At 71.5% G+C, this 24569-nt stretch carries 18 protein-coding genes; 11 read left to right on the top strand and 7 right to left on the bottom strand.

Annotated features, from left to right (window positions below):
• Positions 1-7: 7 nt before the first annotated feature.
• The 3 genes from ETP66_RS04350 to ETP66_RS04360 are packed head-to-tail and all read left to right on the top strand — an operon-like array spanning position 8 to position 3464.
• Entirely contained in the window at positions 8-1945 is a 1938-nt protein-coding gene (locus tag ETP66_RS04350; protein ID WP_130840985.1) for a hypothetical protein, read from the top strand.
• Entirely contained in the window at positions 1942-2793 is an 852-nt protein-coding gene (locus tag ETP66_RS04355) for a dihydrodipicolinate synthase family protein (protein WP_130840987.1), read from the top strand. Before ETP66_RS04350 ends, ETP66_RS04355 begins: the two co-directional genes overlap by 4 nt.
• Positions 2790-3464 carry a hypothetical protein gene (locus ETP66_RS04360; RefSeq protein ID WP_130840989.1) on the top strand — a complete coding sequence of 225 codons (675 nt, stop codon included), beginning with the start codon at positions 2790-2792 and terminating at the stop codon, positions 3462-3464. The genes ETP66_RS04355 and ETP66_RS04360 overlap by 4 nt, the downstream gene beginning before the upstream one ends.
• On the opposite strand, the gene ETP66_RS12490 is transcribed toward ETP66_RS04360, so the two are convergent.
• Genes ETP66_RS12490 through ETP66_RS04385 form a run of 5 tightly spaced genes read right to left on the bottom strand, consistent with a single transcriptional unit; the run spans position 3412 to position 12452 of the window.
• A complete protein-coding gene (locus tag ETP66_RS12490; RefSeq protein WP_130840991.1) occupies positions 3412-5442 on the bottom strand; it encodes a dipeptide ABC transporter ATP-binding protein in 2031 nt (676 codons plus the stop codon). The two genes, ETP66_RS04360 and ETP66_RS12490, sit on opposite strands and share 53 nt — an antisense overlap.
• 1 nt (position 5443) lies before the next feature.
• A complete protein-coding gene (locus ETP66_RS04370) occupies positions 5444-6829 on the bottom strand; it encodes an ABC transporter permease (RefSeq protein WP_130840993.1) in 1386 nt (461 codons plus the stop codon).
• The gene (locus ETP66_RS04375; protein ID WP_130840995.1) at positions 6822-7880 is read right to left on the bottom strand and encodes an ABC transporter permease; all 1059 of its coding nucleotides are present in this window, start codon (positions 7878-7880) and stop codon (positions 6822-6824) included. Before ETP66_RS04375 ends, ETP66_RS04370 begins: the two co-directional genes overlap by 8 nt.
• A 5-nt stretch (positions 7881-7885) precedes the next feature.
• Complete coding sequence (locus ETP66_RS04380) at positions 7886-10255, bottom strand: ABC transporter substrate-binding protein (RefSeq protein ID WP_130840997.1); 2370 nt, start codon at positions 10253-10255, stop codon at positions 7886-7888.
• A 10-nt stretch (positions 10256-10265) separates the two neighbouring features.
• The gene (locus tag ETP66_RS04385) at positions 10266-12452 is read right to left on the bottom strand and encodes a sialidase family protein (protein WP_130840998.1); all 2187 of its coding nucleotides are present in this window, start codon (positions 12450-12452) and stop codon (positions 10266-10268) included.
• Between the two features lie 257 nt (positions 12453-12709).
• Here ETP66_RS04385 and ETP66_RS04390 point away from each other — a divergent pair, with 257 nt between their 5' ends.
• Positions 12710-13975, top strand: a complete 1266-nt coding sequence (locus ETP66_RS04390; protein WP_130841000.1) for a S41 family peptidase — start codon at positions 12710-12712, stop codon at positions 13973-13975.
• Here ETP66_RS04390 and cdd read toward each other — a convergent pair.
• On the bottom strand, positions 13972-14355 hold the full coding sequence (gene cdd / locus ETP66_RS04395; protein ID WP_130841001.1) for a cytidine deaminase: 384 nt from the start codon (positions 14353-14355) through the stop codon (positions 13972-13974). The genes ETP66_RS04390 and cdd overlap by 4 nt on opposite strands.
• Complete coding sequence (locus ETP66_RS04400; protein ID WP_130841003.1) at positions 14342-15667, bottom strand: hemolysin family protein; 1326 nt, start codon at positions 15665-15667, stop codon at positions 14342-14344. Before ETP66_RS04400 ends, cdd begins: the two co-directional genes overlap by 14 nt.
• A gap of 78 nt (positions 15668-15745) precedes the next feature.
• Between ETP66_RS04400 and ETP66_RS04405 the strand changes: the two genes are divergently transcribed.
• From ETP66_RS04405 to nrfD, 7 genes are read left to right on the top strand one after another with little or no spacing between them, the layout of a single operon-like run.
• Positions 15746-16180, top strand: a complete 435-nt coding sequence (locus tag ETP66_RS04405; protein ID WP_130841004.1) for a MarR family winged helix-turn-helix transcriptional regulator — start codon at positions 15746-15748, stop codon at positions 16178-16180.
• A complete protein-coding gene (locus ETP66_RS04410; RefSeq protein WP_130841006.1) occupies positions 16173-17438 on the top strand; it encodes a TolC family protein in 1266 nt (421 codons plus the stop codon). Before ETP66_RS04405 ends, ETP66_RS04410 begins: the two co-directional genes overlap by 8 nt.
• Entirely contained in the window at positions 17435-18400 is a 966-nt protein-coding gene (locus ETP66_RS04415) for a TolC family protein (protein WP_130841008.1), read from the top strand. The genes ETP66_RS04410 and ETP66_RS04415 overlap by 4 nt, the downstream gene beginning before the upstream one ends.
• A 2-nt stretch (positions 18401-18402) precedes the next feature.
• On the top strand, positions 18403-19593 hold the full coding sequence (locus ETP66_RS04420; RefSeq protein WP_130841010.1) for an efflux RND transporter periplasmic adaptor subunit: 1191 nt from the start codon (positions 18403-18405) through the stop codon (positions 19591-19593).
• Complete coding sequence (locus ETP66_RS04425) at positions 19590-22901, top strand: efflux RND transporter permease subunit (protein ID WP_130841012.1); 3312 nt, start codon at positions 19590-19592, stop codon at positions 22899-22901. The genes ETP66_RS04420 and ETP66_RS04425 overlap by 4 nt, the downstream gene beginning before the upstream one ends.
• Positions 22902-22904: 3 nt before the next feature.
• The gene (locus ETP66_RS04430) at positions 22905-23675 is read left to right on the top strand and encodes an alpha/beta hydrolase (protein WP_130841013.1); all 771 of its coding nucleotides are present in this window, start codon (positions 22905-22907) and stop codon (positions 23673-23675) included.
• A gap of 14 nt (positions 23676-23689) precedes the next feature.
• On the top strand, positions 23690-24502 hold the full coding sequence (nrfD, locus tag ETP66_RS04435; RefSeq protein WP_161569065.1) for an NrfD/PsrC family molybdoenzyme membrane anchor subunit: 813 nt from the start codon (positions 23690-23692) through the stop codon (positions 24500-24502).
• Positions 24503-24569: the final 67 nt, after the last annotated feature.

Genomic DNA, 24569 nt, shown 5'->3' on the forward strand with positions numbered 1-24569 from the left:
TAGCGCCATGGGCGCCTTCCTGGCTCGGGCCTCCTTGGGCTTGGGCCTTTTCCTCACGGGTCTTTGGGCCTTGGGGCAGAGCCTTTCCCTGCCGGAGCGGGCCCAGGTGGGGGAAACCCTGGTCCTGGAGGGCCGCGACCTGCCCCAAGGCCGCTTTCCCCTGCGGCTGGAAGCCCCTGACGGCGTGGAAACCTTGGAGGTGGAGACCCGGGAGGGCAGCTTCCGCCTGGAGTACGCGCCCCGGGTGCCCGGGGAACACCGCCTCCGCCTCTCCCTGCCCTCAGGGGTCCTGGAGGGGCGCTTCCTGGCCCTGGGTCCCGCGGCCCCCGAGCTTACCCCCGAGGGGCTCCGGCTGCCCTGGGGCCTCCTGCCCCTGCCCGAGGGCCCCTGGGCCGGGCCCCTGGTCCAGGGGGAAAGGGTCTACGTGGCCCAGGGGCTTTTGGTGCTGGAGGCCCACCTGGGCCAGGAGGGGGTGGGGTTCCACTTCGCCCCCGCCCCGGTCCTGGCCCTGCGCCCCGGGCCGGAGGCCCTCCTGCAGGGGGACTGGACCCTGCCCATCCCCTTCCCTCCCCTGCCCTTCGAAGGTGAGGCGGAGGACCTGGAGGCCCTGGGCAGGCTCCTGAAGGCCCTGGCACCCCCCAAGCCCTGGCCCTACTTCGCCTACTGGACCCAAGACCCCGCCGCCCTAACCCCCCAAGACCTGGAGGCCTACGGCCAGGACCTGAGGGCCCGGCACCACCGCCCTGAGCTCCTCTTCGGCCTGCCCGGGGTGACCCGCATGGCGGAGGCCTCCCGGGCCCTGCGGGCAACCGACGGGGAAAGCGCCTTGAGGCTTGCGGAAACCCTCTTGCGCCACACCCCCCTCTTCCCGGACTCCCTGGCCTTCTTCCGGGAAACCGCCGAGTTCCTGGAGGCCCAGGGCCAGCCTGCCCGGGCCTTGCGCTTCCGGGAGGCGGAAAAGGCCTTGCGCACCTGGCTGCCCCCGGAGCTTTCCCCCCTCATCCCCGCCCTCTGGACCCTGGGCCTGGCCTACCTGGGCCTCATGCTCTACCTCTTCCTCTTCTACCTTCCCGGCCAGCTCAGGGACCTCCGGGCCATCGGGGGGTACCTCCTGGGTTTCTTCCGCCACCCCCTCCTGCGCCTGAGACACCTCCACCTGGCCTACGCCAGCCTGGGGGAAAGGGTCTTGGCCTTCCTGCTCCTCCTGGCCCTCGGGGCGGGCCTCCTCCTTCAAGGCCTGGACGCCCGGGTGCGGGAGACCCTCCTCGCCCCGCCCCTGGACCGGGGTACCCTGCGAACCCAGGCGGCCCAGGACTGGCTCCGGACCCTCCCCGAAACCCCGGAGACCCGGGCCCTCCTGGGCTACGCCCTGCTGCCCCAAGCCCCCCGGGAAGCCCGGGGCCTTCTGGAGGAGGCCACCTGGCCCTTTGCCCTGGCCCTTAAAGGGGACGAGGCCTCCCTGGCCGAGGCCTACCGCCGGGCCCCCTGGGAGGGGCCGGTCCGGGGGGCCTTGGGCCTGGGCCAGGACCCCTGGGGCCTAAGGGAGCCCGGGCCCAGTGCGCGCGCCCTTTACCTCGCCCTCCTCCGGGTAGAGCTAGGGCGGTTTCTGGAAGACCCCTTGCGGGGCTTCCTCCGCCTGCCCACCCCCCTGCCCGAGGGGGCGCGGCCCTGGGTCTTCCTGGCCCTGGTCTTCCTCACCCTCTACCACCTCCTGGGGTTCCTGCTGCCCCGCAGGCCGGCCTCCCTTTCCCCCACCTGGGTCCTTCTGGTCCGCCTCCTGGTGCCGGGAAGCCCAGCCTTCTCGGCGGGGGTGGGCCTCCTCCTCCTCCTCCTCGCCGCCTATGGCCTCCTGACCCTTCTGGAAGGCCAGGGGCCCTGGGTCCTCCTCCTGGCCTACGCCCTGCACCTCTTCGGGGTAGTCTGGAACCTGAGGAAACCGGCATGATCCTGCCCCCCATCCCCACCCCCTTTGATCGGCAAGGCCGCCTGGACACCGCGGCCTTCCGCGAACTGGCCGAGGCCCTGGAACCCTTAGTGGATGGGCTGCTCATTTACGGCTCCAACGGGGAGGGTGTCCACCTCACCCCGGAGGAGCGGGCCCGGGGCCTAAGGGCCTTAAGCCCCAGGAAGCCCTTCCTGGTAGGCCTCATGGAGGAAAGCCTGCCCCAGGCGGAAAGGGCCCTCCAGGAGGCTAAGGAGGCGGGGGCCCTGGCCGTCTTGGCCACCCCGCCCCGCTACTACCACGGAAGCCTTGGGGAAGGCCTTCTGGCCTACTACCGTGCCCTGGCGGAGAAGATACCCCTTTTCCTCTACCACGTGCCCCAGAACACCAAGGTGGACCTGCCCCTCGCCGCGGTGGAAGCCCTGGCCCAACACCCGCAGGTCCTGGGCATCAAGGACTCCGGCGGGGATATGGCCCGCCTGGCCTTCTACCAGGCCCACCTCAGGGACTTCCGGGTCTATACCGGCCACGCCCCCACCTTCCTGGCGGCCTTGGCCCTGGGAGCGGAAGGGGGGATCCTGGCCGCCGCCAACCTGGCCCCCCGGGCCTACCGGGCCCTGCTGGAGGCCTTCCGGGCTGGCCGCCTCGAGGAAGCCCAGGCCCTGCAGAAGCGGCTCTTCCCCTTGGGGGACCTCCTCGCCAGGGGCGGGGTGCCCCTCCTCAAGCAGGCCCTAAGGCACCTGGGCCTGCCCGCGGGCTACCCCAGGCCTCCCTACCCGGGGGAAAGCCCCCTTTGGCGGGAGTTTCTGCCGGTCCTGGAAAACTTGCGGGAATTGGGAGGGACCCCATGAGAACGACCCAAGGTAAGACGGTGCTCTTGATCGGCCTCCTAGCCTTCCTCTCCGCCTGCGCCCCCCGGGCCCTCACCCCGGAGGCCCGGTTTTTAGGAGCGGAGATCCGGGGGCTGGAGCTGGCCCCGACCCCCGCCCTCCTCCTGGGCCTCCGGGTGGAGTTCCAAAACCCCAACCCCTTCCCCCTGCCCCTCGCCACCTTCGGCACCCGGCTCCGGGTGGGGGAGGTGGGGGTGCCTTTGGACCTCACCCTGCCCCCTGGGCGCAAGGAGGAGACCCTCCTGGTGCGCCTCACCCCCGGGGAGGCCCTGACCACCGCCCGGGCCCTGCTCTCCCGGGAAGGGGTGGAGGTGGCTCTGGAGGGGCGCACCCTGGGGCAGAACCTCACCTTCTTCCGCACCCGGGTGGCCTTCCCGGTGGAGCCCCCCAGGGTGCGGCGGGCCGGGGTGAACTTCTTCCTGGAAAACCCCAATCCCTTCCCCTTGCGGGTGGAAGGCCGCCTGGTCCTCACGGGCCAGAGCTTCCGGGTGCAGGCCGACCTCCCCGCCCGGGGGGAAGGAAGGCTTCAGGTGGTGGGGTTTCGTCCGGGCCTGGAGCGGGGCACGGGCCGGTTGGAGCTCACCCTCGAGGTCCCGGGTTTTCTGCGGATGGCGATGGCCCTTCCCCTGTAGGGTAGAGGTGGCAGGCCACCAGGTGGCCGGGGGCCACCTCTAGCAAAGGGGGCAGTACCTCCCGGCATAGGCCAGGAAGGACCTGGGGGCAACGGGGATGGAAGGGGCAGCCGGAAGGGGGATGGCTGGGGCTCGGCGGCTCCCCGGAAAGGACGGGCCGCAGACGAAGGCGGTTTTGGGGATCGGGCTCGGGGACCGCCTCCAACAGGGCTTGGGTATAGGGATGGAGGGGGGTTTCTAGGAGGCGGGCGGTGGGCGCCAGCTCCACCACCCGGCCCAGGTACATGACCGCCGTCCGGTGGGCCAGCAAGCGGGCGGTGGCCAGGTCGTGGGTGATGTAGAGGAGGGCCAGGCCCCTCGCCTCCTGCAGACGGCGGAGGAGGTACAAAAGGGCCGCCCGGCCGCTGGCGTCCACCATAGAAACCGGTTCATCGGCCACCAGGTACTCCGGTTCCAGGACCAGAGCCCGGGCCAGGGCCACCCGCTGCCGCTGCCCCCCGGAAAGGGTGTGGGGGAAGCGCTCGGCAAAGGCTTGGGCCGGGGAGAGCCCCACCTGTTCCAGGGCCGCTAGCGCCCGCTCCTTGCGCTCCCTTGGGGGGAAGCCGTGGACCAGGAGGGGTTCCTCCACCACCTCTAGGACCCGCATGTAGGGGCTCAGGGCGGCATAGGGGTCCTGAAAGACCGCCTGGGCCCGGCGGCGGAAAGCCTTGAGCCGGGGCTCGGGGAGACGGGTCACGTCCTCCCCCGCGAAGACCACCCGGCCCCCCACCAGGGGCAGAAGGCGCAAGGAGGCCCGGCCCAAGGTGGTCTTCCCGCTCCCAGACTCCCCCACCAAGGCCAGGGTCTCTCCCCGGTGCAGGGTGAGGCTCACCCCCTCCACCGCCCGCACCCACACCCCCCCGAGAAGCCCCCTGCGGGCCCGGAAGTGGACCCGCACCCCCTCCAGGCACAGCAGGGGCTCTCCCGGAGGCCCCAAGGCCGGGGGCGGAGCGGGGACAAGGACGGACAGGGAAGGCACCCTGACCGGCTCGGGGCCGAAGAGCCAGCAGCGGACCATCTGCCCCCGGGGGCCAGGGAAGCCGGGGGGCACCTCCCGGTGGCAGCGAGCAAAAGCCCAGGGGCAACGGGAGGCAAAGGCACAACCCGGGGGCAGGGCGGCGGGATCCGGGGGAACCCCCTCCAGGGCCCGGGGCCAGGAGGCCCCCCGCAGTCGGGGAAGGCTGGCCAGAAGGGCCTGGGTGTACGGGTGAGCGGGGGCGGTGAGGACTGCCTCCAGCTCCCCCAGCTCCACCACCTGACCCGCGTAGAGCACCGCCAGACGGTCCGCCACCTCCGAGGCCAGGGCCAGGTCGTGGGTGATGAAGAACAGGGCCAAACCGAGCTCCCCCTGCAGGGCCTTCAGGAGGTTCACCACCTGGGCCTGGACGGAAACGTCCAGGGCGCTGGTGGGCTCGTCCAGGAGGAGAAGGGGGGGCGTGAGGGCCAGGGCCATGGCCAGAAGGACCCGCTGCCGCATCCCTCCGGAAAGCTCAAAGGGGTAGCGCCCGAGGACCTCCCCCTCCAGGCCCACCCGCCCGAGGAGGACCTCCGCCCGCGCCCAAGCCTCCTTGCGGGAAACCCCCTCCAGGAGGAGGCGCTCCACCACCTGGTCCCCCACCCGCAGGACCGGGTTCAGACCCCGTCCTCCCTGGAGCACCAGGGCCATCCGGCGCCAGCGCACCTCCTTGCGGAAGACCTCCTCGGGAAGAGCGGTGAGGTCCCGACCCTCCAGGTGGACCCTTCCCCGGAAGAGGGCCACATTCCGGGGAAGAAGGCGCATGAGGGCCAGGGCCAGGCTGGACTTGCCGCTCCCCGACTCCCCCACCACCCCCAGGGTTTCCCCCCGCTCCAAGACCAGAGAAACCCCCTCCACCGCCCGCACCGGCCCGCGGGGGCTGGCATAGCGGAGGGTGAGGCCTTGCACCTCCAGAAAGGGCACCTCACCCTCCTCGGCGGAGCCGGGGGTCCACCAGGGCCTCGAGGCCCATGGCCAGGAGCATGAAGGCCAAGGCGGTAAGGGCCAGCAGGAGGCCGGGGGGCACCACCCACCACCAGTAGCCCAGGAAGACCGCCCCCGTGCGGAAACCCGCCTCCAGCATCTGGCCCCAGGTGGGTAAGGAGGGGTCCCCAAGGCCCAGGAAGCTGAGGCCGGCCTCAGCCAGGATGGCCCCGGGCACAGCGAAGACCCCTTGCAGAAGCAGGTAGGGAACCAGGTGGGGCAGGACGTGGCGCCGGAGGATGTGGAAAGGCCCCGCCCCCAGGGCCCGGGCCGCCTCCACCTCCAAGCCGGCCCTAAGCTGGAGGACCGCCGAACGGACCAGGATGGCGAGCCCGGGCCAGCTAAAGGCCACCAGGACCAGGAGGGTGATCCAGAGGTTAGCCCCCAGGACGAAGACCAGAAAGATGAGAAGGGGCAGGAGAGGCAGGTTGTTCAGCACATCGGCCAGCCGCTGGATCAGGGTGTCGGTGGCCCCGCCCGCGTACCCGCTCCAAAGCCCGAGGAAAGCCCCCAAGGCGGTGCTCCATAGGGCCACGCTCAGCCCGATGGCCAAGGCGAGGGGCAGGCCATACAGGAGGCCGTGGATCAGGTCCCGGCCCAGGGTGTCCGTGCCCATAAGCCCGTAGGCCTCCCCGCCTAAGACCAGGCGCACCCAGCCCACCCAGTCCTCGGGGTGGGCCCCCCGGAGGCGGACCACCACCTGGTACTCCCCCTCCAGGGGGAGGAGGATCCCCCCGGGTCCCGGCCGGGCGAAAAGCGCCCCCGGGAGGTCCAAGGGGAGGTGGCCGAACCCGTACCGGGCCCTAAAGAAGCTCTCCAGGGCCTCGGCCACCTCCAGCCCTTCCCCCAGGAAGCGCCGCCAGGGCTCCTGGAAGTGGCGCCTGAAGGGAGGGGTCTCCCCGGGCAGGGGTCCGGGGAGCACCTCCCGGTGGAGGAGCACCTCCCCATCGGGCCGCACCAGGACCACCTCCACCAGGGGCGGAGCCTCCCAGTAGACCACCTCTCCCAGGGCCAGGACCAGGTAGACGGGGGAAGGGCCCCGGAGGGAAAAACCCAGGCGGAAAACGGGGTCGAAAACCTCCCGCGAGGGCTCCCGAGCCTCCAGAACCCGGTGAGGAACGCGGCCGGTGAAGGGTGCGGTCCAAGCGGGCGGGACCGCTTTGGGGAAGTCGGCCCAGGCCGCGGGGTTGTGCCACAGGCGGGGGCCGAAGTCCCGGGGGTAGGCCAGCCAGGCAAGCAGGGCCCCCAGGACCAAAGGGGCCAGGAGGAGAAGACCCGCCCGCCCTGGGGGGGTTTGCCAGAGGGCAGGGAGGATCCCCCTAGTCATACCGCACCCTGGGATCCAGCAGGACGTAGAGGACTTCCAGGACCATGCGCACCCCCACGTAAAGCAGGGCGTAGAAGTAGGTAAGGGCCAGGATCACCCCCTCGTCCGGGGTACCCACCGTGGCCTCGTAATAGAGCCGCCCCATGCCTTGCCAACCGAAGACCGTTTCCACCAGGATGGAACCCCCCAAGGAGCCCGCCAGTCCCAGGATCAGCCCGGTGAGGATGGGCGGGGCAGCCACCCGCAGGACGTGGCGGTAGAGGACCAGCCGCTCCGGCAACCCCTTGGCCCGGGCCAGGAGGACATGGTCCCCTTGGGCCACGGAGAGGAGGAGGCTTCGCACCGAATAAGCGTAGGGCCCTACGCTCACCAGGACCAGGGTCAGGACGGGCAGGGTGGCGTGCCAGGCCAGGTCCAAAAGCCGGGCCAGGCCTCCCTCAGGGGGGGGCAGGGAGTACATCCCCCCGGAAGGGAAGAGGCGCAGGGTAAAGGAGAAGAGCAGGATGAGAAGGATCCCCACCCACCAGGTGGGCAGGCCTCCGCTCACCGCGGCCAGGTACGCCACGAAGCGGTCCCAGGAACTCCCCGCCCGGGCGGAAAGCCAAACCCCCAGGGCGATCCCCAGGAAAGCGCTCAGGACTAGGGCGGTGGTGAGGAGGATTAGGGTGTTGGGCAGCCTCTCCAGGAGGATGTCCCTCACCCGGCTGCTGCCCGCGGTGCTGCGGAGGACCCGGGCGTCCCCCAGGTCCAGCCGCAGGACGCGGAGAGCTAAGCCCGGGAGGCGATGGTACCATGGGCGATCCAGGCCGTAAGCCCGCTCCAGCTCCTGGCGCCGGGTTTCCAGGGCCCGCTCCAGCTCCAAGGGGTCGCGGATGCCCTCGGCCAACTGGCCTCTTAGGGTCCGGAGCTCCTCCCCGATGGCCGCCTGGAGCATCCGCTCCGAGAAGCCTGTGGCCCCGAGGAGGGTCACCAAAAGGACCAGGACCAGGAGTAGGACGGCCAGGAGGCTAAGGAGGCGGGAAAGGAGGGGACGAAGCAGGGAAGGGACCATGGGCCTTATGGGGACACCACCTCCAGATCCACCCGCCGCTCGCTGACCCGGGCCAGGGCCTCACTGGCCAGGGCCAGGTACAGGTGGTGGACCCCGGGGCTCAGGCGGGCGGTGGTGGCGGCGTCCAGAGCCAAGACCACCTCGCCTTCCCTTCCTTGGATCCGGCCCGAGGCCACCATCCGGCCACCGACCGGCTCCACCAGGAGGTAGCGGACCTCCAGCTGCCCCGGCCCCCTGAGGCCCAGGCGTAGGCTAGCGGGGCGGCCCGGAGCCACCCGGGGGACCTCCACCCGGACGATGGCCAACTCCGGGGGGGAACCCGGCTGCAGCTCCCCCGGCCGGAAGGGGTAACCGGGGTCGCGGAAGGCCCAAAGCTCGGCGAACTGGGCAGCGGGGTCGTAGCGGGCCAGGAGGAAGGGGCCGTTGCTGACCACCAGGTGCCGACGCTCCTGGAACCAGCGCAAGGCTGCCTGGTACCGGCTCCTGGCCTCCTCTGGGGAAACCAGGGTCCGCCCGCCCACCTGGAACACCCCCCGGGGGAGGGCGCCTTGGGCCAGGAGCTGCCTCAAGGTCCGCTCCACCAACCTGGCGTCCCGCTCCAAGACCAAGGAGAGCCAGGGAACCCCGAAGCGGGCTGCCGCCGTGTCCGAGTAGGCCGCCCGGCGCTGGGCGAAGACCAGGTCGTCCATGGCAAAGAGGAGCTCCCAGGGCATGGCGAAGCCCGCGGGGCTGGCGTAGGCGGCGATGTACCGGGGCTCGAAGTGCCAGAAGTCCACGTAGACCTCGAGGCGACCGTCCTCCAAGAGCCTGTACCCCCGGAAGGTCTCCAGGATAGGCCGGCTGGTGACGGCCAAGGCCGGTTCTATGCGGGCCTTGTCGGGATCGTAGGCCAGCTCGTAGGCCTGGGCGATAGCGTAGAGGAGGTCGGCGGGGCGGATGGGCTCGCCGTGGTGCCAGCGGGAGCGGTAGTAGCGGGCGTAGTCGAAGGTAACCCGACTGGTGGCCCGCACCCCAGGCCCCACGGGCCGCCACTGGTCCCTTTGGGCATCCCAGAGCACGGCCTCCGGGGGCACAGGAAGCTTCCCCTGAGGCCCCGCGGTCTCCACCCGAAACTCCGCCCGGAAGGGCATAGGCAGGCCGGCGTAGGGGTGGGTGAGCAAGGGGGGGTCGTGGAGGTGCCGCCAGACGTCAGCGCTGTAGAGGTCCCCCAGGCCCCCCACCGGGTTCCAGGTGCTGCGCTCCGTCCAGACCCAGAGGTTGCCCACCACCAGCTGGTCCCGCCCCGGCAAGTAGGCCTCCCTGAGGCTCAAGGGGGAGCGGAGGCCCGCGGCCAGGTCGGAGACCAGGCCCTGAACCGCCTCGCGCACGGGGAAGGCGTTCAAAGCGGTGACCAGCCAGACCCTCACCGACTCCTCCAGGCCCAGCTCGGTCATCCGGCGGTAGAGCCGGTTGCGTTCCTCCAGGCTGGCGAACTCCCCCCGGAAGAGCCCCAGACCCAGACGGTCCAGCTCAGGGTGCTCGTACTGCCAGAACCCCGGCTGCCGCCAGCCCGGCATGTTGCCCGCCCAAGGGGCGTACATCTGGTTGATGGTGGCAAAGTCGTAAAGCTGCACCCCACCCCGGCTCCAGCCCTCGGTGTACACGTGCCACTCCAAGGCCCGGGGATCGCTGGCGTAGACGGTGAGAACCGCCGGGGCAAAGGTCTGGTAGACCATGGTCACCTCAAACCCTGCCGCCTCCAGCTGGGCCCGCACCAGGTCCCCGATGGCCCGCCGCTCGTCCTCCACCCGGGCGATGAGGCGGAGGCGGACGGGCTCCCCCCGGTAGCGCCACCGCCCCCCTACCAGCTCCGCTCCCGCTTGGCGCATGGCCTGGGCGATAAGGCCCCGGGCTCTTTCGGCATCGTGGCGGAACCCGGCACCGCGGACCAGGTCGTAGACGGTGAGGAAGTCGTAGTCCAAGGGACTTGCCGGGCTCACCATGGGCAGGGCCTGGCCCCGGAAGAGGTTCCTGGCGATGAACTCCCGGTCCACCAGGTACTGCATGGCCTGGCGGACCTCTTTAAGGGCAAAGGGGTTGAGCCGACCAGGAGGGGCAGGAGCAGGGTTCAGAAGGAGAGAGAGGGTGGTGGCCGGGGCCTCGTAAAGGCGAAAACCGGGGGTGCGGCGCATCTCCAAGGCAGCGTCGGTCCGTAGGCCAAACAGGTAAAGGTCCATGCTCCCAGCCCGGAGGTCCAAGGGAGCCCGCTCCTGGGCAAAGGCCCGGAAGAGGAGGCGCTCCACCGCAGGCCCCGGCCGGTTATGGGGAGGGCGGTAGGTTTCCTGGGCGAAGGCCCCAAAGCCCACTGCCATCAACCACACCATCAGCAGGCGCATCCGCCACCTCCTAGGGGGCATTCTTGAGATTCCGGTTCAACTCCTCCAGCTGCCGCAAGACCTCCTGGTAAAAGGTCTGCACGTTGTTGAAGCCGAACTCGGTGAAGAAGGAAGCCTGGGCGAAGTTCCCCGAAGCGTCGTAGACCCTGAGGTTCTGGGGGCCCTCCGCGGTGAGGGGCATGTAGATCTGGGCGGTGAAGCGGCCCTCCAGATTGCTCCGGGCCGAGGCGATGATAGCGTCCCCCAGCTGGATGAGCAGATGGGTTTCGGGCTGGAAGTTGAAGCCCTGGACGGTCACCAGCTGGCCGCCCGGGCCCGCGGGAGGGAACACCGCCACCTGCGGCGAGGGGATGGGCCTGAGGCGGGCGAAGCCGATCTTCTGGTTAGGGGGGCCGAACTCCCCCAGGCGGGCATCGGGCCAGACCAGGTAGACGTCTTCCTCCGTGGCCCGGATAGAGAAATAGTCCCCGATGAAGAGGCCAAAGGGAAAGGCCCGGTTGGGGTTGGAGGCGAAGTCGGTCACCCGGGTGTCGGGGGCTTCCAGCCTTTGCCCCTGGACCTCCATGGCGAACCCCCAGGTCTCCCCCCGGTCCAAGGAGCGGGTGTAGTAGATGTGGTAGCGGAGCCCAGCGGGGTCATGGCGGGTATCCCCCCACATCACGTGGATGCCCCCCTTGGGGTCCACGGCGATGGCCGGGAAGAACTGGGTCCCGCCCCGGTCGTCCCCCCCCAGGCGGAGGGGGGCGCTCCAGGTGGCTCCCCGGTCCAGGGAGCGGACGAAGTAAATGTCCCCATCGTCCCGGGGATCGTCGGGGGGCAGGGCGCCGTAGACCAGGTAGACCTCGCCCTCCGGTCCCACGGCCAGTTGGGGGAAGTTGGAACCCCAATAGCGGAAGAAGGCGGTGCGGGGGCGGAAGGGAAGTTCGCGGAAGGTAGCTGCCGGACCCAGGTGGACGAAGGTCTTCCCCCCATCCTCCGAGCGGGCCACGTGGATCTCCGCCTGGCCCTTGAAGCTGTCGTCATCGGTGGTGTCCAGCCAGGCTACGTAAACCGTGCCGTCCGGGGCCACGGCCACCTGGGCCCCCTGGACCACCCGCTTGGTCCCAGCCACCGCGTGCTCTGTGGGCTGCTGGACAGAGGGCTGGCCGGGAGGAGCGAGGTGGCCAAAGCCCCGCCGCACCGTGGGGCTCACGTTGACGGGGGCGCTCCAAGTGCGCCCCCCATCGATGGAGCGCACCAGCTGGATGGTGGTCTGCACCTCCTGGGGCACCAGGGCGGGCACCTCGCCGAGGTAGAAGATCTCGTCCACCTGCTTGAACTCTGTATAAACCACGTAGAGGTTGTCCCGATCCGGGTTCTCGGGGTCCGGCCCCGAGGCCAGCCAGGGTTTGTCCAAAAACCCTGCCACCACCTGGCCCCGGAGGCGGCCGAAGCGGTCCAGGGATACCCCCCGGGTGTCCACCCGGCTGGAGGCAGCGGGAACCACCCTGGGCCAGGTCTCCCCCCCGTCCGCCGAGCCGGAGACGGTGATCCGGGAGACCAGGGCCACCACCCCGATGGGCCCCAGGCTGAACTCCTCTACGGCCAGGGAGATCCCCGCCAGGAAGAGGCGGCCCTGGCGGTCAAAGGCCAGAACCGGGTCCCCGGCGCTGGAGCGGTCCTCGTGGGGGTAGGGGGCCAAGAAGGGGCCCTGCCAGGTCTCCCCCCCGTCGTAGCTCACGTAGGTTACCAGGGAAGGGAAGTTGTAGTCGATCACCGCCACCACCAGGTGGTCGGGGTCCAGGGGGTTCACCGCCAGGTGGGGTTCCGTCTGGAAGGGGGTGAAGCTGAAGTCGCGGGTGATGAGAAGGTTGCGGCTCAGGGCCGGCGAGGGCTCCCGGAAAGGCACCAGGGCTCCTACGGCCGCCGCCTGCAGGGCCGGGGCCCCGCTGGGGGTGATCATCGCCCCGCCCAGGCTGGGCCAGTCCAGGCGGGTGAGAAGGTCCCAACCGGGGCGGCGCTGCAGAGCAGGATCAATCCCCTCCAGGACCAGCCAGGCCCGCCCGGAAAGGAGGTCCTTGATGGGAGCCAGGAGGTTGTGCCTGGGCTGCAGGTCTGGAAACACCTGGGGCCTTAAACGGCCGCTTTGCGCCAGAACCAACCCCGCCAGCACCGCCAACGCCAGGGGTAGGAAAACCCGCCGTCCTATCCTTCCCATGCCTCTCCCTCCTCAACGATCCTTCCCCTTCCGGGGCTAAACCGCCCTTCATGGAAGCAACGGCTCTCACCCGAACCCAGTCCGAAACCCCCTAGGGAGCAGCCGAGGTCCGCGCTAGCGCTGCGGGCTCGTGCGCGCACGGCGAAAGGGCGAGGTGCGGTGTTCTCCCCCATTATTACCTGGCCCCGGCAAGGGAGCGCGGGAGAGGGAACACCTTTTCTCCGGGAGGCGGCCTGCTACAATGCAAGCGAGAGCTCATGAAAAGGGTCTGGACGTGCCTTTTAGGCGTGCTGTTCGCCCTGGCCTTGGCCCAGGAGGAGCGGCCCTGCCCTACCCCAGAACCCCCTGTCCCGCCCCGTCCGGAAGCTCCCCTGGCCATGCCAGAGGAGTTCCGGCGGGCCCTCTTCGAAGCCGTCTGGGAAGCGGTCCGGAACTTTTACCTCTTCCCCGACTACCGGGGGACCGACTGGCTAAAGATCCGGCAGGACTACGAACCGCGGGTCCTGGGCACGGTCAACGCCTGGGAGGTCTACGCCCTTCTGGAGGAAATGGTGGCCAGCCTCCAGGATCCCGCCACCCGCTTTATCGGCCCCTTAGTGGTGGAACAGGCGGTGTTGCAGGATCCAGCCTACGGCGGCATCGGAGCCCTTTTGGACCGTTCCTGGGCAGAAAGGGAAGGAGCTGGCCTAAAGGTAGTGTACGTCTTCCAGCAGGGGCCCGCGGCCCGAGCCGGACTCAAGGCCCGGGACCGCATCCTGGCAGTAGACGGCGATCCCTGCCCCACGGTGGAAAAGATCCGCGGGGCCGTGGGCACCGAGGTGCGCCTCCGGGTAGCCTCCCCCGGGGAAGGGTCACGGGAGATGGTTCTCGTCCGGGAACGGATCACCCCCCTGATCCTGCCTGAGGCCCAGCGGCTTCCCTTCGCCCCCGCCTATGGCTATCTGCGGCTTCTCTCCCTCGAGGACCCTCAGGGGGTCCCGGCCCAGGTGGAGCTAGAGCTGGCCCGCCTCCTTCAGGGCCCGCCCCTTCAAGGGCTGATCCTGGACCTTAGGGGCCTGGGGGGAGGAACCCCTGGCGCCCTGTTTGGGGTCCTGGGCCAATTCGCCAGCGGCCGCCTGGGCGCCCTTTACAGCCGCACGGAGACCGTGACCTTGGAGGTCCGGCCCGGACGGCTCTTTCCGTCCCTTCAGGGCCTCCCCCTGGCGGTCTTGGTGGACGGGGAAACCTGGGGGGCCGCCGAGGTGCTGGCCGCCTACCTGCAGGCCCACCGGGAGGCCAAGGTGGTGGGCAGCCCCACCCCAGGACAGACCCAAGGGGTGGAAGTCCTAGACTTTCCCGACAACTCGATCCTGGTCCTTAGGGTCTTCGGGTACGCCCTGCCCGACGGCACGCCCCTTGAGGGCCGGGGCCTCAAGCCGGACGCTGTGGTGGAAGCGGACTGGTTGAGCTTTTCCCTGTCCCAAGACCCTCACCTCCTGAAGGCTCTGGAGCTCTTGGGCCACACCCCGCCCCCCGGCCGCTAAGGGTCCTTCTGGCCCAGGCGGAACCCCCAAGGCAAAAGCTCCCCCAGGCGGTGGACCCGGTACCCCTCGGGGCCGTGGAGGACCACTTCGGCCCCGGCCCCCCCGAACTCGAAGAGGACCTGGCGGCACCCCCCGCAGGGGGGGATGGGGCCCCGGGGACTATAGACGTGGACGCGGTCAATGCGCCTCTTCCCCGCCAGGACCATGGCCGCCACCGCGTTGCGCTCCGCGCACTGGGAGAGGGGGAAGGAGGCGTTCTCCACGTTGACCCCCAAAAACATCTCCCCTTCCGCCTCCACCAGGGCCACCACGGGAAACCCCGAGTAAGGGGCGTAGGCCCGCTCCAGGTGGGCCAGGAGGATCTCCCTAACCTTCTCCATGCTCCACGAGCCTCTCCACGCGGACCCGCTCGATGCGCCTTTGGTCGGCGCTCTCCACCACGAAGCGGAAGCCCTGCCACTCCACGCTCTCCCCCACCCCGGGGATGCGGCCGAAGCGCTCGTAGAGGAAGCCCGAGAGGGTGTCGTACTCCCCCTCGGGGAGCTCCACCCCCAGGGCCTCGGAGACCTCGTCCACGGGGGTCTGGGCCTGGATGGAAAAGGCCCCGTCGGGAAGCCGCCTGATGGGCAGGTCCTCGGGCTCGTCGGTTTCGTCGTAGATCTCCCCCACGATCTCCTCCATCACGTCCTCCAGGGTCACCAGCCCCGCCGTGCCCCCGAACTCGTCCACCACGATGGCCAGGTGCACCTTCCTGCGGCGGAGTTCCCGCAGGAGGGTCCAGGCATCCATGTTTTCGGGCACGAAGTAAGGGGGGTGGGCGATGGAGGCCACGGTGCGTCCCTTGAGGTCCTCCTCGCAGTGAAAGTCCAGGAGGTCCTTGGCGTAGGCTACCCCCACGATGTGGTCCACGCTCTCCCGGTAGACGGGCACCCGGCTGTAGCGGTGCTCGCGGAAGAGGTGGAGAAAGTCCTCCAGGGTGGCCCCGGCCTCGAGGGCCACCATCTCCACCCGGGGGGTCATGATCTCCCGCACCGGGGTCTCCTCCAGCTCCAGGATGGAGTGGATCATCTCCTCCTCCTGGGCCTCGATGGCCCCCGAGGCCTCGGCCCCCGCCAGGATGAGCCTGAGCTCCTGCTCGGAGACAAGGGGGGTGTTCCTGGGCTCCAGGCGCAAAAGCCGCAGGAGGCCCCCGGAGACCAGGCCGAAGAGGCGGCCCAGGGGGTAGAGGACCACGGAGAGGAGGTAGACGGGCCAGACCGCCAGGCGGGCCAGCCCCACCGCGTGGTGCACGGCGATGGACTTAGGGGTGATCTCCCCAAAGAAGAGGATGAGGAAGGTCATGACCCCGGTGGCCAGGCCCACCCCCACCGAGCCGAAGGCCCGGATGGCCAGGTCGGTGACCAGGGCGGTGGCGGCGATGTTCACCAGGTTGTTGCCCACCAGGATGGTGGTGAGGAAGCGGGTGATGTCCCCCGCCAGGAGGCGGAAGGGCCCCCCCTGGGTCTCGGAGAGCTCCTTGGCCTTCCAGGGGTAAAGGGTGGTGAAGGCGGTCTCGCTGGCGGAGAAGAAGGCGGAAAGGCCAAGGAGGAAGAGGAGGAGGGCGAGGTCCAAGGGGCTTGGGGTCTGGGATTGAGCCAGGGCCAGGGAACCGAAGGGCAGGAGGAAGAGCCACCGACTGGGAGGCCGGTCCATATACCTCCCGCCATTGTACACCATGGAGGGTGGTCGGGCCTCATCTCTTTCATTGACGGGGGCATATAGTTGAGGAGTATGAACGGTCCTCCCGCCCCCCTGGTGGAGGAGCTTTCCCGGCTGGGCTACGCCCTCATGCGCCTCCTTCTGGCCCGGGCCAAAGAAGCCTTCGCCCGGGAGGGGCTTTCCCTGCAGCAGGCCGAGGTGCTCCGCCTGGTGCGGGAAGGGGTGCGGCTCCCTTCCCGGCTCGCCGAGCACCTGGAGGTCCTGCCCTCCCAGGTCTCCCACCTCCTGGCCTCCCTGGAGGAAGGCGAGCTCCTCCAACGCCAGCCCGACTCCCTGGACCGCAGGCGGGTCCACCTGCAGCTCACCCCCAAGGGGGAGGAGGTGGAGCGCCGCCTGCGGGAGGCCTGGCTCCTGGTCTTCGGCCAGCAGTTGGGCCGCCTGGAACCCTCGGAGCTCCTCCTCTTCCGCGACCTCCTCAAGAAGCTCACGGAGGGGGAGCGTGGCTAGGCTCCTATCCCTGGCCCTCCTCCTCCTGCCCGCCCTGGCCCAGGGGGCCTTCGCCCCCCTCGCGGACCACCCCCTCCGGCGCCAGGCGGAAGCCCTCCTCCTGGCGGCGCAAAAGGGCCTGGAGGCCCAGACCACACCCCTGGCCCTGAACCTCCAGGGCAACTACGCCCGCCTCGGCTACGAGTGCACCCCCCCCGCCCTCTGCCCGGGCCTCCCCGGGGAGGCCCGGGCCCTCACCCTGGCCCTGGTCCTCACCCCCTTCCCCTTCGGGGAGGTGGCGGACGGGGTGGCGCGGGGCAGGCTCGGGGTGCGGCGGGCGGAGCTGGCCTACCGCCGCGTCCTGACGGGGCTCCAGGCCCAGGCGGTAGCGGCCCACGGCCGCTACCAGGAAGCCCGCCTGGGCCTGCGCCTGGCGGAAGGGGGGGTGGAGCTGGCCCAGAAGGCCCTGGAGGCCGCCCGCACCCGGGGGGCCAACCCCCGGGAGGTGCGGGAGGCGGAGCTTGCCCTCCTGGAGGCCCAAAGCCGCCTGGAGGAGGCCCGAAGGGGCCTGGAGCTCGCCCGGCGGGCAGCGGAGGGGCTGGTGGACCTGGAGGCCCCCCTTCCCGAGATCCCCCCGCCCCAGGGGACGACTCCCCTGGCCCTGGAGGAGGCGCGGCTCGCCCTCCTGGAGGCGGAGACGGCCCTGAGGAGCGCCGGCAGGGGCCTCCTGCCCACCCTCCAGGGGAGCTACCTCCTCTACCCCAGCGGCCAGGACACCCTGGCCCTCACCCTCTCCAGCCGCACCCTCCAGCCCACCCTGAGCTACACCCGCCAGGACCCCCCCCGCCCCCCCACGGCGGTGCCCGGGGGCAGCTACCGGGTGCGGGAGGAGCTCCGCCTCTCCCTCTCCCTCACCCTCTCCCCCGCCCTCTTCGCCGCCCTGGAGGCGGCGGAGGCCCAGGCGCAGGGGGCCCGGGAGGCCCTGAGGGCCGCGGAGGCGCAGGCCCGCCTGCAGGAGGCGAGCCTCCAGGCCGCCCTGGCGGGCGCCGAGCGGGCCTTGGCCCAGGCCCGGGCCCGCCTGGAGGCCGAGGAGCGGAGCCTGGAGGAGGCCCGCAGGCGCCTGGAGCTCGGCCTGGAAAGCCCCCTGGGCCTCCTGCAGGCCGAGCTTGCCCGCATGCAGGCGGAGCTCAACCGGCTCCGCGCCGAAAACGAAAGGAGAAACCGCATCATGGAGCTTTACCAGTTCTACGGGGAGATCCTTCCGGAGGTGACCCGGTGAGAAGCGCCCTCTTCCTGGCCGCCCTGCTGGGCCCCGCCCTGGCCCAGCCCCTGGCCGAGGCCCTGCAAAAGGCCCCCGAGACCCCTGGGGTGGTGACCGCCCGCCTGGAGCGCGAGGCCCGGGCCCGGGACCTGGAGCGCACCTTGCAGGACCCCCTGCGCACCCTTCTGGCGGAGCTCCAGGCCCGCCAGGCGGAGGCCCTGGCCCGAGCCCGGCTGAAAAGGGCCCTGGCCCAGGCCCAAAGCGAGATCGCCTCCGCCTACGCCCAGGCCCAGGAGGCCCTCCTCCAGGTGGCCCTGGCGGAGAAGGCCCTGGAGGTGGCGGAGCTGGCCCTGCGGGCCGCGGAGATCCGCGCCCAGGGAGGCGGGGCCACGGCCCTGGAGGTCCTGGAGGCGCAAAACCGCGCCCTCGAGGCCCGCAAGAACCTGGAGCTGGCCCGAAGCGGCCGGGAAGCCGCCCTGGCGGCCCTGGCCAACCTGGTGGGCCCCTGGACCCCGGAAGGGGTGGGGGAGGTCCCCCCGCTACCGGAGCCCGAGGTGGTGGAAGGGCTCCTGCGGGCGCACGCCGACCTCCTCTCCCTGCGGCAGTCCCTGGAGCTGGTGCGCTTCCAGCGGGGGCTTCTGGACGAGAGCTTCGTCCCCAGGCGGGAGATCGAGGCCCTGGAGGACCAGGCCCGCCTCCTGGAGGAAAACCTGCAGGCCCTGGAGCGCTCCCTCCGGGTGGGCCTCCAGGCCCGCTACGACCAGCTCCCGCCCCTCCTCCAGGGGATCCGGGCGGCGGAGGAGGCCCTGAGGGCGGCCCGCGAGCGGCTCGAGGCGGAACAGGCCCGCTTCCAGGCGGGGCTCGCGAGCCGCCTGGCCCTCCTGCAGCAGGAGCTCGCCCTGCTGCAGGCGGAGCTCGCCTTCGCCCAGGCCAAGCACGGCTACCTGAAGGCCTACTACGGCCTCCTGGCCTCGAGGTGAAGATGCGGCCCTACCTGCTGCTCCTCCTTCTGGTCCTCGCCGCCTGCGCCCCCCGGCGGGCCGAGCCCCCCCAGGAGGCCCCCTCCCCCCCGGCCCTGGCGGCCCAGGTGCGGGTGGTGGAGGCCCGGCCGGGCCTCCTGGAACGGGAGGCCCGGGCCTCGGCCACCCTGCGGCCCGAGCGGGAGAGCCTGGTGGCCGCCGGGGCCTCGGGCCGGGTGGTGCGGGCCCTTCCCGCGGGCACCCGGGTGGGGGCGGGGGAAGGGGTGGTCTTCCTGGACCCCGCCCCCTTCCGGGAGGCCCTGGAAGGGGCCCGGCTGGCCCTGAGGCAGGCCGAGGCCAACCTGGAGCGGACCCGGAACCAGCTCTTGGGGAGCCGGGCTGCCCTCCTGGCCCAGCTCCGGGCGGCGGAGGTGCAGCTGGAGGCGGCGAGGAGGCGCTACGTCGAAGGGCAGGCCCTCCTCCAGGCCGGGGCCCTGGCCCCCCTGGACCTCCAGGGCCTGGAGGCCCAGCTCCGCCAGGCGGAGGGCGCCTACGAAAACGCCAAGGAGGCCCTGGAGCGGCTGGAACGGGCCGAGGACCTCAGGCTCCTGGAGCTCCAGGTGGAGGCGGCCCGCCTCCAGGTGGCCCAGGCGGAGCGGGCCCTGCGGGAAAGCGTGGTCCGGGCCCCCTTCGCCGGGGAGGTGGTGGAGGTCCTGGTGCGGGAGGGGGAGTTTTTGGGCACGGGAAGCCCCGCCTTCCGCCTGGCCACGCCCCAAAGCCTCCTGGCCAAGGCCCTCCTGCCCCCGGAGGAGGCGGCCCGCCTGGGGCCGGGAACCCCCTTCCGCCTGGTCCAGGGAGGGGTGGAGGCGGAGGCCCGGCTCCTGCGGCGCACGGACCTTCCCGGGCAGGCCCAGCTGGTGGAGGTGGTCCTGCAGCCCGCCGAGGGGAGCGGCCTCCTGCCGGGGGCGGCGGAGGTCCGCTTCCCCCTGCCCCTGGCGGAGGGCGTCTTGGTCCCCGCGGGGGCCCTGGTGGTCCGGGGCGGGGAGGCCCAGGTCTTCCGGGTGGTGGAGGGGGAGGCCCGTAGCACCCCCGTGCGCCTCCTGGCCCAGGAGGGGGAGCTGGCAGCGGTGGCGGGCCTCCCTCCGGGGAGCCTGCTGGTCTTTCCCGTGCCCGAAGGGCTCAGGGACGGGGATAGGGTGGAGGTGGTGCGGTGAGGGAGAACCGCCTGGTGAGCTTCTTCGTGGAGCGCTTCGTCTTCGCCACCGCCCTCTTCCTGGGGGTGGTCCTGGTGGGCCTGCTCCTGGGAAGCCGCCTGGGGGTGGAGCTCCTGCCCCGCTTCACCTTCCCGGTGGTGGCGGTGACCGCCAGCTACCCGGGGGCGGGCCCGGAGGAGGTGGTGGAGGAGGTGGTGCGCCCCCTGGAGGACGCCCTGGCCACCCTGGCAGGGGTGGACCAGATCGGGGCCAACGCCGGGGAGGGGTTCGCCCTGATCTTCGTCCAGTTCCAGCAGGGGGTGAACGTGGACCAGGCCTTGGTGGAGGTCTCCCAGAAGGTGGCCGCCGTCCGCGACCGCCTCCCCCGGGACGCCTCCGCCCCCGTGGTGCAGAAGTTCGACCCCACCGCCTTCCCCATCCTCTTCCTGGCCCTGGAGGGGCCGGGGGCCAGCCTGGCGGAGCTGGGACGGCTGGCGGAGGAAGGGGTCAAGCCCAGGCTGCAGCAGGTGCCCGGGGTGGCGGAGGTGCGCCTGGCGGGAGCCCCCAGGGAGGCCATCCGGGTCTACCTGGACCCTGACCGGCTGCGCCTTTTCGGCGTGAGCCCCCTCCAGGTGAGCCAGGCCATCGGCCAGGCCGCGGTCTCCCTGCCCCTGGGGAGCCTGGAGGACGGGCGGCGGCAGATCCTCACCCTGCGCAGCACCCCCAGGACCCCGGAGGAGGTGGCGGAGGTCCTGGTGGACCCCGTGCGGGGCCTGCGGGTGCGGGACCTGGGGCGGGTCAGCCTGGAGGCGGAAGGGGCGGAGACCCTGAGCCGCTTCAACGGCCGCCCCGTGGTCCAGCTGGCCGTGGTCAAGACCCCCGAGGGCAACGCCGTGGCGGTGGCGGACGGGGTGCTGCGGCAGCTGGCGGAGATCCCCCTGCCTGAGGGGTACCGGATCCTCCCCGCCTTCGACACCACGGAGGCCATCCGCAACGCCGTGCGGGACACGGGGCGGGAGGTCCTCCTGGCCTCCCTGGCCGTGGCCCTCACCGTCCTCCTCTTCCTGGGCCAGCTCAACTCGGTGTTCTCCGTCCTGCTGGCCATCCCCATCACCCTCTCGGGGGCCCTCCTCCTCTTCGGGGTCCTGGGCTTCACCTTCAACCTCCTCACCCTCTTGGCCCTGATCGTGGCGGTGGGCATCGTGGTGGACGACTCCATCGTGGTCACGGAGAACATCGACCGCTACCGCAAGATGGGCCTCCCTCCCAAGGAGGCGGTGATCCGGGGGGCCAGCGAGGTGAGCGCCGCCGTGGGGGCGGCCACCCTCAGCCTCCTGGCGGTCTTCCTCCCCATCAGCTTCCTCCCCGGGCTCATCGGGGACATCTTCCGCCAGTTCGCCCTGGGGGTGGCGGCGGCCATCGCCGTGAGCTACCTGGAGGCCTTCCTCTTCCTCACCGTGCGCCTGGCCTACCTGCCCGACCCCGAGCCCCCGCCCCTCAAGGAGGCCCTCCGGGCCCTGCGCCTCCTGCCCCAGGACCTGCGCTTCGGGTTCCGGGAGGCCCCCAGAAGCCCCCTCTTCTGGGCCCTGGCCCTGGGCCTGGCCGCCCTCCTTTACCGGCTCCAGCCCCCCCTGGCCCTCCTGGCCCTCCTCACCCCCCTCCTGGCGGGCCTCCTGCGCTACGGGGGGAGGCTCTTCCTGGACCTGCTGGGGGCCCTGGTGCGGGCCCTTTGGCAGGGGGTGCAACGGGGGACGGACCGGGTGGCCTCGGGCTATGTGGGCCTCCTGGACTGGACCCTGGGGCGCCCCTGGCTCCCCTTGGGGCTCGGCCTCCTCTTCTTCGCCTCGGGGCTCCTCCTCCTGCCCCGCATCCCCTTCAGCTTCGTGGCGGCCAGCGACACCGGCCGCCTCACCGTCACCCTCCGCCTCCCCGAAGGCACCCCTCTCCTGGTCGCAGACGGCGCGGTGCGGCGCCTGGAGGCCCTCTTCCTGGCCGACCCCGCGGTGAAGAGCGTCCTGGCCACCACCGGGGCCCGGACCATCGGGGGGCTGGGGGCGGCCAACCCCGCCCGGGGGGAGCTGCAGGTCACCCTCAGGCCCAAGCGGGAGCGGGACCCCATCCGGGCGGTGGAGGCCCGGCTCCAGGCCCTGGGGGAGGAGGCCCTGAGGGACTTCCCCGGGGCGAGCCTGCGGGTCTTCGCCCAGACCGGGCCCGAGGCCGGGGACGCGGACCTGCAGCTCACCCTCACCGCCCCCAGCCGGGCCCTCCTGGAGGAGCGGGTGCCGCGGATCCTCGAGGCCATCCAAACCCTGCCCTACGTGGAGGAGGCCCGGAGCACCCTGGACGGGGCGGGCTTCGAACGGGTCTTCCGCCCCGACCCCGCCCGCCTGGCCCAGGCCGGCCTCACCCCCCAGGAGGTGGCCCTCACCTTACGGGCCTACCTGGCGGGGGTGGAGGCGGCCACCGCCCGCGGTGGGGAGCGGGAATACCCCATCCTGGTCCAGGCGGACCCCTTGCGGGTGAGAAGCGAGGGGGACCTCCTCGCCCTCCCCATCTTCTCCCCCGCCCGTCAGGCGGCCCTTCCCCTCTCCCAGGTGGGGAGGTTCACCAGCGAGCCCGCCCCCACCACCCTAAGCCGCCTGAACGGGGGGTGGAGCGCGGGGGTGAACCTCTTCCTGCGGCCGGAGGCCCCGGGGCAGTTCCAGGTGCAGGCGGAGATCCGGGAGCTTCTGGAGGGGGAGGGGCTGCTGGCGGGCCTCAGCCTGGTGCCCACGGGGATCGCCAGCCTCACCCAGGACCTGGCGGAACTGGCCCCCTTCGCCTTCGCCCTGGCCCTGGTGCTGAACTACCTGGTGATCGCCAGCCAGTTCAACGCCTGGCGCTTCCCCCTTTACCTCTTCCTGCCCGTCCCCCTGGCGGTGGCGGGAGCCCTTTGGGGGGTCTACCTCCTGGGGCTGGGCCTGGACGTGATCAGCGTCCTGGGCCTGGTGATCCTCATCGGCCTGGTCACCAAAAACGCCATCCTCCTCCTGGACTTCACCGTGCGCCGGCTGGAGGCCACCGACCTGCGCACGGCCCTGCTGGAGGCCGCCCGCCTCCGCTTCCGGCCCATCCTCATGACCACCCTGACCCTCCTGGTCATCAGCCTGCCCATCCTCCTTTCCCTAGGGGAGGGGACGGAGTACCGCAGGCCCCTGGGGGCCATCATCCTAGGGGGGGTTTCCACCTCCGCCCTCCTCACCCTCTTCGTGGTCCCCGCGGCCTTCTACGCCTTCGAGGGGAGGCGGCGGGCAAAGAGGCCCAGGGAGGAAGCCCCTGCCCTGAGGTGAGCCGTGGACGCCCGGAAGCTCCTCCTCCTCTTCCTCCTGGCCGCCACCCTCCTGGCGGCGGGGGTGGTGGGGGTGTCCTACCACTTCCTCAGGCCCCTCAGGGCGGAGGGCCTGGCCCGGGAGGCCCTCCTCCGCCCCGGCCTGGAGGCGCGGGAGGCCCCGTACGGTCTGGAGCTCATCCCCCGGGCCCCCAAGGCCCTCCTGGCCTTCTACCCCGGGGCCCGGGTGGAGCCTTTGGCCTACGCCCCCGTCCTGGCCCCCGTGGCCGAGGCCGGGTACCTGGTGGCCCTCCTGGAGGTCCCCTCGGGCATCGCCCTCCTGGCCCGGGAAAGGGCCCTGGAGGCTGGGAGGGCCCACCCCGGCCTTCCCCTGGTGGTAGGGGGGCACAGCCTGGGCGGGGTGGCCGCGGCGGAGGTGGCCGCCCGGGAGGGCCTCCCTCTGGTCCTCTTCGCCAGCTACCCCGAGGCCGACCTCTCGGGGGAGCGCTTCCCCACCCTGGCCCTTTACGGCACGGAGGACGGCCTCCTGCCCCCTGAGGAGGCCCGGGAAAAGGCCCGGCGCCTGCCCCGGGGCGCCCGGGTGGTCTTCCTGGAAGGCCTGAACCACGCGGGCTTCGGGGCCTACGGGGCGCAGCGGGGAGACCGGCCCGCCACCCGGCCCCGGGAAGAGCTCTGGCGGGGGATCGCCGAGGAGGTCCTCCTCTTTCTGGAGAGCCTGGGCCTGGAGGCGCCCCCCTTGCCCCAGTCCCGGCGGTCCGCCCCGGCCGCCCCATAATGGAAGATGGAAGCATGGCCCGGAAAAGACCCTGGGATGTCCGCCTGAGCCTCTACACCTGGACCAAGGGGCTGGCCAGCGGCCTTTACCTGGTGGGCGGTGCCCTTCTGCTCCTGGGGGATCTGGGCCCCGACCACCCCCTCTGGCGCTGGCAAATCCCCCTCTTGGCCCTCTTTTTCCTGGTCCTCACCGCCGGGCTGCTGGTCTCCGAGCTAGGGCATCCCGAGCGCTTCTACAAGGTACTCCTGGGACGGCCCCAGAGCTGGCTCACCCGGGGAGCCTACCTGCTCACCGCCTTCGGAGGGCTCCTGGGCCTGCACCTCCTGGTCAGCCTGCTGGACTGGACGGGGCTTTACCCCCTCCTGGCAGGGCTCGGCCTGCCCCTGGCCCTCATGAACGCGGCCTACACCGCCTACCTTTTCCGCCAGGTAGGCTCCACCTCCTTGTGGCTGAGCCCCTTGCTGCCCCTCAGCCTGGGGGTCCAGGCCGTGGCCCTGGGCGCGGCCACCCTGCTCCTCCTCCACCCCGCCACGCTCCCGGCCTGGCTCTTGCCGACCGCTGCTCTGGCCCACCTGGGCCTCGTCCTGCTGGAGATCGGCCGGCAGGGTCCGGGGTTCGTGGAAGCCCTGGCACGGGGGGAGCGCCTCGCTCTACGGCTGGGAGCGGGGCTCCCCCTTTTGGGCCTCCTGGCCCCCTGGCTGAAGGGGATGAGCGCCCTTGCCTTCCTGGCAGGCCTCCTGGCCTACGCCCATTTCCTGGCCCAGGCGGGGCAGGCCAAAGACCCCTCCCTGGGGGAGGGGTGGCGGGACCCGGACGCCCGTTGGTGAAGGGGCCGGGTCCCGCAAAGGTGAGCTTGCTGCTTGACCCTCCGGGTAGGGACCTTTATACTCCCCG

The sequence above is a fragment of the Thermus thermamylovorans genome (assembly GCF_004307015.1).
GTDB lineage: Bacteria > Deinococcota > Deinococci > Deinococcales > Thermaceae > Thermus > Thermus thermamylovorans.

What these genes read in the sequence shown, in the direction of transcription:
- ETP66_RS04350 (WP_130840985.1), top strand. Translation starts at nt 8, where the DNA reads ATGGGCGCCTTCCTGGCTCGGGCCTCCTTGGGCTTGGGCCTTTTCCTC.
- ETP66_RS04355 (WP_130840987.1), top strand. Translation starts at nt 1,942, where the DNA reads ATGATCCTGCCCCCCATCCCCACCCCCTTTGATCGGCAAGGCCGCCTG.
- ETP66_RS04360 (WP_130840989.1), top strand. Translation starts at nt 2,790, where the DNA reads ATGAGAACGACCCAAGGTAAGACGGTGCTCTTGATCGGCCTCCTAGCC.
- ETP66_RS04370 (WP_130840993.1), bottom strand. Translation starts at nt 6,829, where the DNA reads ATGACTAGGGGGATCCTCCCTGCCCTCTGGCAAACCCCCCCAGGGCGG.
- ETP66_RS04375 (WP_130840995.1), bottom strand. Translation starts at nt 7,880, where the DNA reads ATGGTCCCTTCCCTGCTTCGTCCCCTCCTTTCCCGCCTCCTTAGCCTC.
- ETP66_RS04380 (WP_130840997.1), bottom strand. Translation starts at nt 10,255, where the DNA reads ATGCGCCTGCTGATGGTGTGGTTGATGGCAGTGGGCTTTGGGGCCTTC.
- ETP66_RS04385 (WP_130840998.1), bottom strand. Translation starts at nt 12,452, where the DNA reads ATGGGAAGGATAGGACGGCGGGTTTTCCTACCCCTGGCGTTGGCGGTG.
- ETP66_RS04390 (WP_130841000.1), top strand. Translation starts at nt 12,710, where the DNA reads ATGAAAAGGGTCTGGACGTGCCTTTTAGGCGTGCTGTTCGCCCTGGCC.
- cdd (WP_130841001.1), bottom strand. Translation starts at nt 14,355, where the DNA reads ATGGAGAAGGTTAGGGAGATCCTCCTGGCCCACCTGGAGCGGGCCTAC.
- ETP66_RS04400 (WP_130841003.1), bottom strand. Translation starts at nt 15,667, where the DNA reads ATGGACCGGCCTCCCAGTCGGTGGCTCTTCCTCCTGCCCTTCGGTTCC.
- ETP66_RS04405 (WP_130841004.1), top strand. Translation starts at nt 15,746, where the DNA reads ATGAACGGTCCTCCCGCCCCCCTGGTGGAGGAGCTTTCCCGGCTGGGC.
- ETP66_RS04420 (WP_130841010.1), top strand. Translation starts at nt 18,403, where the DNA reads ATGCGGCCCTACCTGCTGCTCCTCCTTCTGGTCCTCGCCGCCTGCGCC.
- nrfD (WP_161569065.1), top strand. Translation starts at nt 23,690, where the DNA reads ATGGCCCGGAAAAGACCCTGGGATGTCCGCCTGAGCCTCTACACCTGG.